Source organism: Novosphingobium sp. PhB165, assembly GCF_004341845.1.
Classification (GTDB): Bacteria; Pseudomonadota; Alphaproteobacteria; order Sphingomonadales; family Sphingomonadaceae; genus Novosphingobium.
On sequence record NZ_SLVB01000004.1, the window covers coordinates 106,895 to 122,031 of the forward strand.

The 15,137-nt window shown below is 63.1% G+C and carries 13 protein-coding genes; 6 read left to right on the forward strand and 7 right to left on the reverse strand.

What is annotated here, in order from left to right; translation table 11 throughout:
• Positions 1–164 precede the first annotated feature (164 nt).
• Together EDF56_RS12080 and EDF56_RS12085 are read left to right on the forward strand one after the other, a co-directional pair.
• Entirely contained in the window at positions 165–1,328 is a 1,164-nt protein-coding gene (locus tag EDF56_RS12080) for a histidine kinase (protein WP_132387706.1), read from the forward strand.
• A 46-nt stretch (positions 1,329–1,374) separates the two neighbouring features.
• A complete protein-coding gene (locus EDF56_RS12085; RefSeq protein ID WP_132387708.1) occupies positions 1,375–2,172 on the forward strand; it encodes a LytTR family transcriptional regulator DNA-binding domain-containing protein in 798 nt (265 codons plus the stop codon).
• Positions 2,173–2,242: 70 nt separating this feature from the next.
• Here EDF56_RS12085 and EDF56_RS12090 read toward each other — a convergent pair whose 3' ends face one another.
• The gene (locus tag EDF56_RS12090; RefSeq protein WP_132387710.1) at positions 2,243–3,049 is read right to left on the reverse strand and encodes a 3'(2'),5'-bisphosphate nucleotidase CysQ; all 807 of its coding nucleotides are present in this window, start codon (positions 3,047–3,049) and stop codon (positions 2,243–2,245) included.
• Positions 3,050–3,256: 207 nt separating this feature from the next.
• On the opposite strand from EDF56_RS12090, the gene sucC reads away from it, so the two are divergent.
• The 4 genes from sucC to EDF56_RS12110 all read left to right on the forward strand — a co-directional run bounded on the left by sucC (position 3,257) and on the right by EDF56_RS12110 (position 7,458).
• Positions 3,257–4,456: an ADP-forming succinate--CoA ligase subunit beta gene (gene sucC, locus EDF56_RS12095; RefSeq protein ID WP_132387712.1), complete on the forward strand. Its 1,200-nt coding sequence runs from the start codon at positions 3,257–3,259 to the stop codon at positions 4,454–4,456.
• 312 nt (positions 4,457–4,768) lie between these two features.
• Positions 4,769–5,515: an electron transfer flavoprotein subunit beta/FixA family protein gene (locus tag EDF56_RS12100; RefSeq protein ID WP_132387714.1), complete on the forward strand. Its 747-nt coding sequence runs from the start codon at positions 4,769–4,771 to the stop codon at positions 5,513–5,515.
• Positions 5,515–6,444 (forward strand): electron transfer flavoprotein subunit alpha/FixB family protein, encoded by a 930-nt coding sequence (locus tag EDF56_RS12105; RefSeq protein ID WP_132387716.1) that lies wholly within the window; start codon positions 5,515–5,517, stop codon positions 6,442–6,444. The genes EDF56_RS12100 and EDF56_RS12105 overlap by 1 nt, the downstream gene beginning before the upstream one ends.
• A gap of 150 nt (positions 6,445–6,594) precedes the next feature.
• Positions 6,595–7,458, forward strand: a complete 864-nt coding sequence (locus tag EDF56_RS12110) for an energy transducer TonB (RefSeq protein WP_132387718.1) — start codon at positions 6,595–6,597, stop codon at positions 7,456–7,458.
• Positions 7,459–7,483: 25 nt separating this feature from the next.
• Here EDF56_RS12110 and EDF56_RS12115 read toward each other — a convergent pair whose 3' ends face one another.
• The 6 genes from EDF56_RS12115 to EDF56_RS12140 form a co-directional block, all read right to left on the reverse strand.
• Positions 7,484–8,044, reverse strand: a complete 561-nt coding sequence (locus EDF56_RS12115; protein WP_132387720.1) for a GNAT family N-acetyltransferase — start codon at positions 8,042–8,044, stop codon at positions 7,484–7,486.
• The gene (locus tag EDF56_RS12120) at positions 8,041–9,261 is read right to left on the reverse strand and encodes a DUF445 domain-containing protein (RefSeq protein ID WP_132388545.1); all 1,221 of its coding nucleotides are present in this window, start codon (positions 9,259–9,261) and stop codon (positions 8,041–8,043) included. Before EDF56_RS12120 ends, EDF56_RS12115 begins: the two co-directional genes overlap by 4 nt.
• A gap of 96 nt (positions 9,262–9,357) precedes the next feature.
• The gene (locus tag EDF56_RS12125; RefSeq protein ID WP_132387722.1) at positions 9,358–12,822 is read right to left on the reverse strand and encodes an efflux RND transporter permease subunit; all 3,465 of its coding nucleotides are present in this window, start codon (positions 12,820–12,822) and stop codon (positions 9,358–9,360) included.
• A gap of 13 nt (positions 12,823–12,835) precedes the next feature.
• The gene (locus EDF56_RS12130) at positions 12,836–14,038 is read right to left on the reverse strand and encodes an efflux RND transporter periplasmic adaptor subunit (protein WP_132387724.1); all 1,203 of its coding nucleotides are present in this window, start codon (positions 14,036–14,038) and stop codon (positions 12,836–12,838) included.
• Positions 14,039–14,372: 334 nt separating this feature from the next.
• Positions 14,373–14,672, reverse strand: a complete 300-nt coding sequence (locus tag EDF56_RS12135; protein ID WP_132387726.1) for a DUF1153 domain-containing protein — start codon at positions 14,670–14,672, stop codon at positions 14,373–14,375.
• 2 nt (positions 14,673–14,674) lie between these two features.
• Complete coding sequence (locus EDF56_RS12140) at positions 14,675–15,007, reverse strand: hypothetical protein (RefSeq protein ID WP_132387728.1); 333 nt, start codon at positions 15,005–15,007, stop codon at positions 14,675–14,677.
• Positions 15,008–15,137: the final 130 nt, after the last annotated feature.

Consider the following 15,137-nt stretch of genomic DNA (forward strand, 5'->3'; position numbering starts at 1 on the left):
AGGGAGCACGGCTCCCTTCCCCTTCCCCTCATGAGCGCTTTTGCCGGGCCGATCTCTTTGTTCCCGAGTGAAAAATCGGCTGCGCCTCCACTGCCGTTACCCGCTGGCCCCCAGATCGAGGCCCCGGGTTTCCGCTTCGCGCGGTTTTCGTCTAGATAGCCATCATGCGCGTTCTGCCGATCCAGCCGATCCCCTTCTTCGCCGACAAGGACAAGGCCTTCTGGCGCCTCCAGTTCGCGGGCTGGGGCGGCGCGATGCTGCTGCGCACGATGTCGGCGATCGCCAACGACCAGCCTTTGTCGAACCTTGTGCTGGTGCTGATCGCGACGATCACCGGGTTCTCGATCTCGCTGGTGCTTTCGGTGGTCTACCGCGTGCTGATCACCAAGCGGCCGCTGGTGACCTGGGGCATGACCGCGCTGATCCTGCCGATCGCGGTGGCGCTGCACGCCTTCATCGATGCCTGGGTGATCTCGCTCTACCGGGCCGACAGCGATACCAGCTTCACCCAGCTGTTCATTGGCGTGTTCTACTATGACGCGACGCTGCTGGGCGCGTGGTCGGCGCTCTATTACGCGATCAATTTCTACCTTCAGGTGGAGGAGCAGAACGACCAGCTGATCCGGCTGGAGAACCAGGCGACGCAGGCGCAGCTGGCCATGCTGCGCTATCAGCTCAATCCGCACTTCCTGTTCAACACGCTGAATTCGATCTCGACCCTGGTGCTGCTCAAGCAGACCGAGCCGGCCAATGCCATGCTCAGCCGCCTCTCCTCGTTCCTGCGCTACACGCTGATCAACAAGCCCTCGGCACGGGTTACGGTGGCGACCGAGGTGGAGACGCTCAAGCTCTATCTCGACATCGAGCGGATGCGTTTCGAGGAACGGCTGCGCACCACGTTCACCATCGATCCGGCGACGGAGACCTGCCTGCTGCCCTCGCTCCTGCTTCAGCCGCTGGTGGAGAATGCCATCAAATATGCGGTCAGCCAGCAGGAGGCCGGGGCCGATATTGCCATCGCCACGCAACTCGTCGGGCCGATGCTTCGCATCACCGTCTCGGACACCGGGCCGGGCTTGCAAAGTCCGACTACCGACAACAGGTTGTCGGGCATGACCTACGATGGAGGGGAGCCGGTATCCACCGGTGTCGGCCTTTCGAACATCCGCGACCGCCTCAGCCAGGCTTACGGCGAGCAGCACCGTTTCGAAACGGTGGAGCCCGTTGAAGGCGGCTTTGCCGTGCTGATCGAGCTGCCCGCGGACCATCAGCCCACTCCCGAGGACATGGAAGAACTTCAGCGGCAACCCGTTCCCGTCGGACGATGAAACAAATTTGGCCCCCGCGCGTTTGCCGGGCCGGAGTACGTGACACATGACCATTCGCACTATCCTCGTCGATGACGAGAAACTGGCGATCCAGGGCCTCCAGCTTCGACTGGAAAAATATCCTGACGTCGAAATCATCGATACTTGTTCCAACGGGCGCGAGGCGATCCGGAAGATCAAGACAGAGAAGCCCGATCTGGTCTTCCTCGACATCCAGATGCCCGGGTTCGACGGGTTCTCGGTGGTCAAGGGCGTGATGGAAATCGAACCGCCGCTGTTCGTGTTCGTCACCGCCTATCAGGAGCACGCCGTGCGTGCGTTCGAGGCCAATGCCGTCAATTACCTGATGAAGCCGGTGGACGAGGCCAAGCTGGACGATACGCTGGCCCGGGTGCGCCAGCGCATTTCCGAAAAGCGTTCGGCGGACGAGGCGGAAAAGCTCAAGACGGTGCTGGCCGAAGTCGCGCCCGACGCGGTGGACGCGATGCCGGAAGAGAGCGATCCCAACGCGGATCGTTACGAAAAGCTCATCAACATCAAGGATCGCGGTCAGATCTTCCGGATCGACGTCGATTCGATCGAACATATCGAGGCCGCCGGCGACTATATGTGCATCCGCACCGCCGACAACTCGCTGATCCTGCGCGAGACGATGAAGGATCTGGAGCGCCGGCTCGATCCGCGCGTGTTCCAGCGCGTGCATCGCTCGACCATCGTCAATCTGAATCAGGTTCGCCAGGTGAAGCCGCATACCAACGGCGAATGCTTCCTCGTGCTCGATTCGGGCGCGCAAGTGAAGGTTAGTCGCTCTTACCGCGACGTGATCGCGCGTTTCGTGCACTGATGCGGGTTCCGCTCAGGCCAACAGCCTGGGCCTGAGCGGATCACACTATTCCCGGATAATCAGAGCGCGCTCAGTCCCTCGGCACTACCGAAAACCGCGCGGCGCGTTCCGCCAGCCGGTCGACCGCCGCCGCATGAATCGCGCTCGATGTGCAGAGCACGCCGAAAGCGCGCGGATCGTGCTTGTTGTAATTGAGCGGCTTGCCGAAAGCGTCGGTCACTTCCGCGCCCGCCTCGCGCGCGATCAAACCCGCAGCGGCGATGTCCCATTCGTAGCCCCAGCGCAGGGTGGCGAGAATGTCGGCGTCATTGGCGGCAACCATGGCCATGCGCAGCGCGATCGAGTTGGGCTGGTCGACCAGCACCAGATCGGCATCCTCGGCAGCGAGCTTCTTGGCCGGAACGCGCGCGCCCGGCAGCGCCTCGCGGTGGCTGGCCTGAAGGCGCCGGCCATTGCGCCATGATCCCTTGCCTGCCTCGGCATGCCAGAATTCGCCGCCCTCTTCCCGCTTGCGGGCGGGCGCGAAGAGATAGCCCAGCAGCGGACGGCGGGTATTGACGAGCGCGACGGAAATCGCCCAGCCGGGCCGCCCGGCGATAAAATCGCGCGTCCCGTCGATGGGATCGACCAGCCAGACCAATTCGTGGGCCTTGCGATGGTGCGAGTCGGCGGTTTCCTCGGAGAGCCAGCCGGCCGAAGGCAGCAGCGCGGAAAGTTCGCGGCGGAGGAAAGCGTCGACTTCGAGGTCCAGCGTGCAGACCGGGCTGCCCGGAACTTTTTCCCAATGTTCAAGAGCATGGCCGTCTCCGGGCCATCCGGCCAGCGCGATACGTCCTGCCTCGCGGACGATAGCTTCGAGTCTGTCGCGGTCGATCATGCGCGGGGCCTTGGGGCGTTGTCTGGTCGGGAACGGCGGGCGACCCGCACGCCGGTGCGCGTCTTGTGCACGCCATTGCGCGAGGGAACGGGACTTTTCAAGCGCGCAGGGATGTGCTTATGCGGCCGGGATCAAGTTCGGGGCCTCCCTCCGCGCTTTTGGACCACATCCTTTCCTCGGACACTCCAGCAGAAAGCGATTTCAGCGATGAACATTCACGAATACCAGGCGAAGGAACTGCTTGCGAAGTACGGCGTCGGCATTCCCGCCGGCATCCCCGCCCTCACTGTCGAGGAAGCGGTTGCCGCCGCAAAGCAGCTCCCCGGACCGCTCTATGTCGTGAAGGCCCAGATCCACGCCGGTGGGCGCGGCAAGGGCAAGTTCAAGGAACTCGCTGCCGACGCCAAGGGCGGCGTGCGTCTCGCCAAGTCGGTTGAGGAAGTCGAAGCGTTCGCCAAGGAAATGCTCGGCAACACGCTCGTCACCGTGCAGACCGGTGAAGCCGGCAAGCAGGTGAACCGCCTCTACGTGACCGATGGCGTCGACATCGCCGCCGAATACTACCTCTCGATGGTCGTCGACCGCGCTTCCAGCCGCGTCGCCATGATCGTGTCGACCGAAGGTGGCATGGACATCGAGGATGTTGCCCACAACACCCCCGAGAAGATCACCACCGTCACCATCGACACCGCTGCCGGCTTCCAGCCGCACCACGGCCGTGCCGTTGCTTTCGCTCTGAACCTTTCGGGCGACCTCAACAAGCAGGCGCAGAAGATCTCGAAGCAGCTCTATGAGGCCTTCGTGGCGCTCGACTGCGACATGCTCGAAATCAACCCGCTCGTCGAAACCAAGGACGGTCAGCTGCTCGTCCTCGACACCAAGATGAGCTTCGACTCGAACGCGCTGTATCGTCACCCCGACGTGCAGGCCCTGCGCGACGAGACCGAAGAAGATCCGGCGGAAGTCGAAGCTTCGAAGTACGACCTGGCCTACATCAAGCTCGATGGCGACATCGGCTGCATGGTCAACGGTGCCGGCCTCGCCATGGCGACGATGGACATCATCAAGCTCAACGGCAAGTTCCCGGCCAACTTCCTCGACGTAGGCGGCGGCGCCAACAAGGAGAAGGTGACCGCGGCGTTCAAGATCATCCTCTCGGACCCGGCCGTTAAGGGCATCCTCGTCAACATCTTCGGCGGCATCATGAAGTGCGACGTCATCGCCGAGGGCATCGTTGCCGCGGCGAAGGAAGTGAACCTCTCGGTTCCGCTCGTCGTTCGCCTCGAAGGCACCAACGTCCAGCAGGGCAAGGACATCCTGGCCAATTCGGGCCTGCCGATCGTCCCCGCCAACGACCTGGGCGACGCCGCCAAGAAGATCGTGGCCGAAGTCGAGAACGCGGCCTGATCACGCTGAGGCGATAGCCCCGGATCGAACAAGGAATACGGCGAGGGTCACAAGCCCTCGCCGTTTCCGTTTCTGCCCCGGCGGTTTTCGTCCGGCCGTTTCACTGTTCTGTCCTCATTTCTGCCCGAAGTTTCTGCCGTGGCGATGCGCAATCCCGCAGAATTGCGTTATGGAGCGATCGATCCCGATCGTGCCCCCACTCGGCGCGGGAGCCGCTTGACGTATACGTTAAGTGGCGGCAATGGGGAGCTTGAACGAATTTAATCGCGCGGCTAAACCGTCGCCGCAGTCTAAGAGAGAGGACCCGATCGCATGAAGATCCTCGTCCCCGTTAAGCGGGTGATCGATTACAACGTGAAGCCGCGCGTAAAGGCGGACGGCACGGGCGTTGACCTGGCCAACGTCAAGATGAGCATGAATCCGTTCGACGAGATCGCGGTCGAAGAAGCTATCCGCATCAAGGAAGCGGGCAAGGCTGAAGAGATCGTTGCCGTCTCGGTCGGCCCGGCCAAGGCGCAGGATACGCTGCGCACCGCACTCGCCATGGGTGCAGACCGTGCGATCCTCATCGAGACCGACGCAGAGGTTGAGCCGCTGGCCGTCGCCAAGATCCTCAAGGCGATCGTTGCCGAAGAGAATCCGGGCCTCGTGATCCTCGGCAAGCAGGCGATCGACGACGATTCGAACCAGACCGGCCAGATGCTCGCCGCGCTGCTGGGCCGCCCGCAGGGCACGTTTGCCAGCAAGGTCGAGATCGACGGTGACCACGTTGCCGTGACGCGCGAAGTCGATGGCGGTCTGGAGACCGTTAAGCTTTCGCTGCCTGCGATCGTCACCACCGACCTGCGCCTCAACGAGCCGCGCTACGCTTCGCTGCCGAACATCATGAAGGCGAAGAAGAAGCAGCTCGATGTGAAGACCGCCGCCGATTACGGCGTCGACATCGCTCCGCGCCTCAAGACCCTCAAGGTCTCGGAGCCGCCAGTGCGTGTCGCAGGCGTCAAGGTCGCCGACGTCGATGCGCTGGTAGCCAAGCTCAAGGAACTGGGAGTCGCCTAATGAAGACGCTCGTTTGGGTCGAACACGACAACGCGTCGGTCAAGGACGCAACGCTCCACACCGTCACCGCTGCCGCCAAGCTGGGTGAAGTTCACCTGCTGGTTGCCGGTTCCGGCTGCCGTGCCGCTGCCGAGGCTGCCGCGAAGATCGCCGGCGTCGCCAAGGTCCACGTGGCCGATAACGCCGCCTACGAACATGCGCTGGCCGAAAACGTCGCGCCGCTGATCGTGGAACTGATGGGCCACCACGACGCGTTCCTGGCGCCCGCCACCACCACCGGCAAGAACGTCGCCCCGCGCGTTGCCGCGCTGCTCGACGTGATGCAGCTGTCGGACATCCTCTCGGTCGAGGGCGAGAAGACCTTCACGCGCCCGATCTACGCCGGCAACGCCATCGCCACCGTCGAATCGAGCGATGCCAAGCTGGTGATCACCGTGCGCGGCACCGCCTTCGAGAAGGCCGCTGCCGAGGGCGGTTCGGCTGCCATCGAAGACGTCGCAGGTGCCGGTGACGCCGGCCTTTCCAGCTTCGTGGGTGCCGAACTCGCAAAGTCGGAACGTCCGGAACTGACCAGCGCCAAGGTGATCGTCTCGGGCGGCCGCGCGCTGAAGGACTCGGAGACGTTCGAACAGTACATCATGCCGCTCGCCGACAAGCTCGGCGCTGCCGTCGGCGCTTCGCGCGCTGCGGTGGACGCGGGCTATGTGCCGAACGACTACCAGGTCGGCCAGACCGGCAAGATCGTGGCTCCCGAAGTCTACATCGCCGTCGGCATCTCGGGCGCGATCCAGCACCTTGCGGGCATGAAGGACTCCAAGACCATCATCGCCATCAACAAGGACGAGGACGCCCCGATCTTCCAGGTCGCCGACGTCGGCCTCGTGGCGGATCTGTTCAGCGCCGTGCCGGAACTGACCGGCAAGCTCTGAACGGCGTTAAAGAATTGAAATGACGGAACCCCGGTCGGAAACGGCCGGGGTTTTCGTTTATGATCATCTCGATGGGACTTGCTCCGGCACTTGTTTGATGCGCGGTTTCAGGTCACTCATCCGAGCGACTGGGGACCGGGGGGCCAAGGCATGGCAATGCGCAAAAAAATGCGGATAGTGGTGGAAATTGCGACCGCAATGGCAATGAATGCATCGCCAGCGAGTGCCGCTGAACCACAGATTTTCACACCTACAAGCGGGTGGGCGATTGATTACGCCGCGAAAAGCTGTGTCCTTGCGCGAACTTTCAGCAGGGGCACCGAGATCATCGGCTTCCGCTTCGAAGTGGTCTCTCCTGACACTTTGGGGACGCTGACGTTGATAGGAAATCCATTTGGCAGCATTTCCTACGGCAGCAACTTCCAATTTCGGGTTGGGAGCGACCAGCCAAGTCCCGCCCAAAGCGGATGGCTGCTCATCCACGTCCCCTCTGGCGGCGGCAAAGCCATCCCGGGCGTGTTGATCCGCTACGCGAAGCTAGGCGACCAGGATCGCCTCTCCAATGGCGCGAGCACGCAAACATCCACATTAGTGACGTTCCAATGGGACCAGCAAACGCTGGAAGCCGAAGTCGGCCGGATGGACACGGTTTTAGAAGCCCTGACCAAATGCACCGACGATCTGGTCCGGAAATGGGGCTATGATCCTGCGGTACAACACGCGCTGAGCCAGAAACCCAGAATTAACGGGAATCCAAGGGACTGGATCCGCTACCCGGAGACGGCAAGGAACGTCAGCAATCAGACAAAGCTGAAAGTGCGCGTGGATATCGACGAAGCGGGTGAACCGATCAAGTGCGAGCCTCTCGATGCCGATGAAGTTCCCGATCTTGCGACTAGTACCTGCACGCAATTGTTGAAGAACGCGCATTTTCACCCCGCCCTTGATAAGGACGGCAATCCGGTTCGCTCTTATTTCGTCGTATCAAGCGTGCTGCCGTGGCCGAGCCATTGACGATAAAACAAGAGAGGGGGTTCCCTTAGGTCGTCGTATTTGAGCTTATCCGCTCGAAAAGGTTGACGGCGGCGCCGCGCTCATCTTCGGGCTCGTGGCGGCCGTAGCGCATGAAGCCCAGTCTTGCCGCAACGCGTTCCGACGCGATGTTGCCTTCCTCGATCATGCAGGCAATGCGCTTCGGGCCATGGGTCTTATCGAACCACGCAATCACCGTGTGCATCACTTCTTGCGCCAGGCCCTCCCCCCAGCAATCCTTGCGCACGATCCAGCCGGCCTCGGGCGTATCGTCCATGCCCTTGCCGAAGCCGCGCCAGCTATGGAACACGCCGCAGTTGGCCAGCAGGTCTGCCTCGCCCGGGCGGCGCACGTAGAGACTGCCGTAGCCATAGAGCGCCCAGCTTCCGGCATTCCGGCCGAGGCGGTTGAACTGCTCCATCGGATCGGGGCTGGCGGGGCCGAGGAATCGGCGCATGTCCTCGTCCGCGATCAGGCGGCAGAGGCCATCCAGATCGCCAGCCGCGGGCTTCCACAGCTCGAAGCGTTTGGTCTTGAGGAACGGACGATTTTCTTCCCCGGCACTCACAGCAGTTGGTCCACCACGTGGATGCAGAGACCGAACAGGCCGCCGACCAGCGTACCGTTGATGCGAATGAACTGGACGTCGCGCCCCACCGCGCCTTCGATGCGATCGGTCACAGTCCTGGCATCCCAGCGTTTCACGGTTTCCGATACCAGCCGCACGATCTCACTCCCATAGCGTGACGCGACCCCGACCAGTGTGCGGCGCGCAAAGCGATTGACCATGTATTGCAACTTGCGATCGTCGCCAAGCGCCTGACCCAGCTGGGAAAGACTCTCTCCCAGCGCGCCCGAGAGCGCCTTGTCGGGGTTGCGAATGGCCTTCAGCAGACCGGCGCGAGCGCGCTCCCACATGCCGTCGATCCACGCCGCCATGGCCGGATTCTCCAGCAGGTCGGTCTTGATCCGCTCTACTCGTGCCTGCATTTCGGGATTGTGCCGCAGGTCCTGCGCGAGCTTGGCCAGAGCCTCGTCGACTTTGGCGCGTAGTGGATGGTCGGGCTGGACGATCACTTCGGCGAGCAGGCGGTAGGCGCCGTCCAGTACGCCGTTGGCCAGTCGCTCATCAAGGCCGGTCCAGCGCATGATGGAGTTGGCGCGCTGGTGAATCATCTCGCGGATCATCGGTTCGTTGGCTTCGATGGCCTCGCCGATCTTGCGCAGCAGGCTTTCCATCACCGGCAGATGGCGCCCTTCGGCAATCGCGCTTTCCAGCATCTGGCCGAGCAGTGGGGCGGCGTCGATCTTCTCGATCTGGCGGCGGAGGCCGGCCTTGACCATGCCGCCCATTTCTTCGGGATCGAGCGATTCCAGAACATCGCCGATCAGTTGCGCGGCGCCGGCGCGGATGCGGGACTGCTCATCGCGGCGGGGATCGCTGAGGAAGGAGCCGAGGCTGGCGGCAATGTTGAAGCCGTTGAGGCGGCGCGCGACGACTTGCGGCGTGAGGAAGTTGTCGCGCAGAAAATTCGCCATCGTATCGGCAATGCGGTCCTTGTTCACCGGGATGATCGCGGTGTGAGGAATTGGCAGGCCGAGCGGATGGCGGAACAGCGCGGTCACCGCGAACCAGTCGGCGAGGCCGCCGACCATCGCCGCTTCGGTGAAGGATATCGCGTAGCCGAGCGGGACGCCCCATTCGGGATGGAGCGCCGATAGCCGCTTCAACACGATGAAGGCTGCCGCCATGAACAGCAGCAGCCCCGTCGCGAACATCCGCATACGTCTTGCCCTGTCGGGCCTTAGCAGGTCTTCCCTTGCCACTTTGATGCTACGCATGGGCAGCGGCAAGGTTCCTCCCAAGAGATTGGCACGGCATCATTCTGCGGCGACCGGCTGGGGTACCGGCTCAGGCCCGGCCTGATGCCCATGACCAGGCGCGTGGCCGCCGTGTTCATGAAGATGGTGCGATTCAATTGTCAGCAACTTGCGCCGCAACCACGGACCGAGGCGCTTTTCGAAGCCGTCAGCAAGGCTGAAGGCGGCCGGTACGATCACCAGCGTCAGCATCGTCGAAAGCAGCAGGCCGCCGATCACGGTGATACCCATGGGCGCGCGCCAGGCCGCGTCGCCCGAGAGCGAGAGCGCGGTCGGCACCATGCCCGCCGTCATCGCGACCGTGGTCATGACGATCGGCTGGGCGCGCTTGTGCCCGGCGTCCATGATCGCGGTAAGCTTGTCGACGCCCTTCTCCATCTCCTCGATCGCGAAGTCGATCAGCAGGATCGAGTTCTTGGCAACGATGCCGAGCAGCATCAGGATGCCGATGTAGACGGGCATCGAGACCGGCTGTCCCACCACCACCAGCGCCAGCAGGCCGCCGAGCGGCGCGAGGAGCAGCGAAGCCATGTTGACCAGCGGTGAAACGAAGCGGCGATAGAGCAGCACCAGCACTGCGAAGACCAGGAAGATACCGCTGATCACCGCAACGACGAAGCTCTGCACCATCTCCGCTTGCCACTTGTCATCGCCCACCGGTGCGTTCGAAACGCCCGTCGGCAGGTTTTTCATGATCGGCAGCTTCTGGATCTGCTCCATGATCGGGCCCTTGACCTGGCCCGCGCCAAGGTCGGCGCCGACGAAGATGCGGCGCGACTGGTTGTAGCGCTGGATCTGCGTGGGGCCGGCGCCGAAGCGGATTTCGGCCACGCGTTTCAGCGGAACCGAGCCGCCGCTGGCGGTGGTGACCGGCAGGTTCTCGATCGTCGAGAAGTCCCGGCGCGAAGTGCGCGCAAGGATCACGCGGATCGGTACTTGACGGTCGCTCAGCGAGAACTTGGCGGCGTTCTGGTCGATCTCGCCCAGCGTGGCGATGCGGATCGTCTGGCTGAGCGCGGCGGTGGTGACGCCGAGCTGCGCGGCCAGATCGACACGTGGCACGATCACCAGTTCCGGACGCTGCATATCCGCCGCGATGCGGGGGGCGACGACGCCGGGAATCTTGCGCATCTGGTCAGCCAGCGTCTGCGCGGTCTTCCTGAGCACTTCCGAATCGCTGCCCGAGAGCATGACCGAGATGTCGCGGCCGCTGCCGGTGCCGCCGGACTGGGTGGCGAACGTCACGCGGGCATCGGGTATGTCCTGAAGCTGCGGAGCGAGCCGCCGTTCGAACGCGATACTGGTGGTGTCGCGTTCCTTGGCGGGTTTGAGCGCCAGATAGAGCGAGGCCTTGCCCTCACGCGTGGCTTCCAGCACGCGTTCGACTTCGGGCTGCTTCTCGATCAGCGCCGTCACCTGATCCGCCACGGCACCGGTCTGTTCGATGGTGGTGCCGGGCACCATTTCGATGTTGACCTGGCTCGTGTCGTTGTTGGTGTTCGGCTGGAACTGGGACGGCAGGCCCGCCAGCAGAGCAAACGTCACGACCAGCGCGTACATCCCCGCGCAGAACGCGAAGAAACGGTGATCGTGCATGCGTGCGATGATGCGGTCGGTGAAGTAGCGATACCAGGTGCCGAAATTGCCGACGGTCCGCGCCAGGATGCGCAGGATCCAGCCGAGCACGAAGATGCCGACAGGAACGCCGAGCGGCGCTACGGCTGCGGCCAGCACGAGCGCGGCTTTATCGAGCCCGATCTTCTCGAACCCCATTTTGGCGCCCATGAAGATCAGTACAGCCAGGCCAATTCCCGCCGCTGCCAGCACCAGAAGCGCGACGGCGACCAAGGGATAGTACCACCAGCGGCTCTCGGCTTTGACAAGCAAGGCCTTCAGACGGTGCGCCTCCGTGCTGTCGAGCGTCCAGGCGAGCACCTTCATGTAAAGGTCCATCACCTTGCCGCCGCCGTGTTCCGCGTGGCCGTGAGCCTTGAGGAAGTAGGCCGCGACCATCGGCGTGATGAGACGCGCCACGGCAAGGCTCATCAGCACTGCGGCGACGACGGTCAGGCCGAATGCCTTGAAGAACTGGCCCGAAATGCCCGGCATCATGCCGACGGGCAGGAACACCGCGACGATCGAGAACGTGGTGGCGACAACCGCCAGACCGATCTCGTCCGCCGCATCGATCGAGGCCTGATAGGCCGATTTGCCCATGCGCATATGGCGCACGATATTCTCGATCTCGACGATGGCGTCATCGACCAGCACGCCCGCCACAAGGCTCAGCGCCAGCAGCGAGAGGAAGTTCAGCGTGAAGCCGAGCATTTCCATGAACCAGAAGGTCGGGATCGCCGAAAGCGGGATCGCGATCGCGGAGATCAGCGTCGCGCGCCAGTCGCGCAGGAACAGATAGACGATGACGATGGCCAGCACGGCGCCTTCCACCAGCGCTTCCATCGAGCTGGTGTACTGTCCCTTGGTGTAGTCCACGTCGGAGAACAGGCGGGTGATGTGGACGTTGGGGTTTTCCTTGCGGATCTTGTCCAGCACCGTCATCGCTGAATCGTAGACCGCGACGTCCGAAGCGCCGAGCGCGCGCTGGAATCCGAAAGTCACGACCTCGCGGCCATGGAGCTTGGCGATGCGGGTGCGTTCCGAATAACCGTCATAGACATGGGCGATGTCGGACAGCTTGACCTGCCGTCCGCCGCCCAGATTGATGCGCGTCTGCGAGAGGTCGTAGGCCGTCTCGGCATTGCCGAGCACGCGCACAGACTGGCGCGAGCCGGCGATTTCGGCCTGACCGCCCGCCGCGTCGGTATTGACCTGGCGCAGCACGTTGTTGACCGCACTGGCGCTCACGCCCATCGCGATCATCCGTTCGGGATCGACGACCACGCGGATTTCGCGGTCGACACCGCCGTTGCGCTCGACCGAGGCCATGCCGTCGATTGCGAGGAGCTGCTTGGAAATGGTGTCGTCGACGAACCAGCTCAGCTGCTCGATCGTCATGTCATCGGCGCTGACCGCGAAATAGCCGAGCGAATCGCCACCCGCTTCAACCTTGATGACTTGCGGTTCGAGAATACCTTCGGGCAGATCGCTGCGGATCTGGTCGACCGCATTCTTCACCTGATTGGTGGCAACATCCGGATTGGTACCGATCGAGAACAGCACGAACGTGGAGGAATTGCCTTCCGAGGCGGTCGACTGGATTTCCTCGACGCCGGGCACCGAACGTGCGGCGGCCTCGATCTTCTGGGTAATCTGCGTCTCGATTTCCGTTGGCGCCGCGCCCGGCTGCGAGACTGAGACATGGACCCCCGGAAACTCGATATCCGGCATGTTGTTGACGTCCATGCGCATGAACGCGACGACGCCGGCGACCATCACGCCGATGAAGAAGACGATCGGTATGATCGGATTGCGGATCGACCATGCCGAGATGTTGCGAAGGCTCATCGCGGGCGTCCGATCAATCGGGTTTGGCGACAGTGACAAGCCGCGGCTTGACGGTGTCGCCATCATTGAGGAACCCGCCGGCGCGCAGCACGATCTTCTCGTTGCCTTGCAGGCCCGACTTCACGACGATGCCCTGCGCGGTGACGAGACCGGTCTGCACCGCGCGGCGGTGAACTTTGTTCTTGCTGTCGACGACGTAGACGAACGGGCCCTTGTCGTCGTTCTGGATCGCGGATTCGGGCAGGACCGGCGCATCAACCGTGCCGCTGCCGATCGTGGTGCTGGCAAAGCCGCCCGGACGCAGGGCCGGATTGTAGGCGAGCAGGATGCGCGCGACGCCCTGACGATTGGTCGGGTCGATTACCGGCGAAATCTGCCAGACATGGCCGATGAACGTCTGGTTCGAGCCAACGGGAGTCACGCGGGCTTCGGAACCGACGCCGATGCGGGCAAGATCGTCCTCGCTGAGCTGGGCGAGCAGTTCCATCTCGCCATCCTTGGCCAGTCGGAACAGCACGGCGCTGCCGCCGCCGACGACCTGCCCCTGTTCGACATTGCGTTCGAGCACGAGGCCCGCCGCCGGGGCAAGAATGTTCAGTCGGGCAGCCTGTGCCTGAAGCTGGCCGAGCTGCGCGCGCGCCACTTTGACTTGCGCCATGGCGGCATCGCGCGTTGCGGTCAGCCGGTCGATATCGGCAGCGGAGATGAAGCCACGGTCCACCAGCTTGAGCGCGCGGTCCAGATTGGCCTGCGCCAGACGGGCGTCGGCCTGCGAAACCGAGATCTGCGCGGACTGGCTGGCCTGCTGCTGGTTCTGCACCGAACGGTCGACCACGGCGAGAACCTGCCCCTGCGACACCCAGGCGCCCGGTTCGACCAGAACGGAGCGGACCTGCCCGCCCTCACCCACCGAACCGACCGGCATGTCGCGGCGCGCCGCCAGCGTGCCAGTGGCGGAAATCGTACCCTGCACCGAAGTACGGCCCGGCACCACGACCGTTACCGCCGGGGTCTGGACATCGGAGTCCTTGGACTTGTCACCCTGGCCGCTGCTGTGGACGAAAAACCAGATGCCCACCACGGCCACGGCGGCAGCGACGATCATCCATATCCACTTGTGCGACCGGCGCTCCTGATCAACGTCACCCTCCAGCGGGCTGCCGGAAATGGCCACGTGCTCGTTCCCCTTGGCGTCAATTCTGCTGTCGTAGTTCATGATCACCGCAAATCCTGCGATAGGCCCCCTCACCACGATCCGGCCCCACCCATCGGTGTGGCCCGGACCATGCCGCCGAATGCAACGCGGACACACGGCCACACGCCACCGTTTCGGCGGAAAAAAACATACGAAACGCCATATACCTGCGGCAGATCGGTGGCAATCGACTGTCGGCCTGTAGCTAACCGAGATCGACCAGCGTCGAGGATGGCGTTTTCGCCAGGCCATTGCACCCGGAATTACTGAATTCCCGGAAGAAAAACGCAAAACGGCGGCGAACCGAGGTCCACCGCCGCTTGCCCGGCCCTTGCGGGCCTTTGTGATAGTGCGATCAGTACTTTTGCTGACGCTCGTAAAGATCGCGATAATGTTGAATGCGGGTAACGCGCAGGCCCTGCATGCCCGAGCGGTCAACCGCGCGCTGCCACGATGCGAATTCCTCAAGCGTGAGCTTGTAGCGTTCGCACACCTCGTCGATCGTCAGCAGCCCGCCATTGACGGCGGCCACGACCTCGGCCTTGCGACGCACGACCCAGCGTGTGGTGCTCGGCGGCGGCAGACTGTCGAGCGTCAACGGTTCCCCGAGCGGCCCGATCACTTGCGCGGGACGAATCTTCTGGTTCTCGATCATCATCACCCTCGTGCGCCGGTGTTGCGTCCGCCGGCGACGGAAGCGAAATTGACTGTCGTTGACTTGCGAATGGTTAAATCATTTGGGTTAACGGTTCGTGCTCCCCCATCATACGCGTGAATCACATTGGCGACAGGGCCGGCAAAACTGCCGCGGCGGTGCTGCCGCACAGGTGTCGGTTCCTCTGCCAGTGCCATGCGAAAATCATGGGCAGCGAAGAGTCGGGAACGCAAGGCAAACCAGTCGATCGGTGCGATCTCCGGGATGAACTCCTCGCCGTCGCGACCTGACGCATGCCCCGCTTTGCCGGTTTCATGTTCAAAAGCGATGTTCATATGGCGTCTTTACGACAGGGTTGGTCAAAGGACGGTAAAGGCCGCGTTTACCCATCCTTCACCTTGATTAACCGTCCGCCGATACCGCCAGAGCCCCTCGCCCGTTCGCCGATGATGCAAGAAAGGTAGG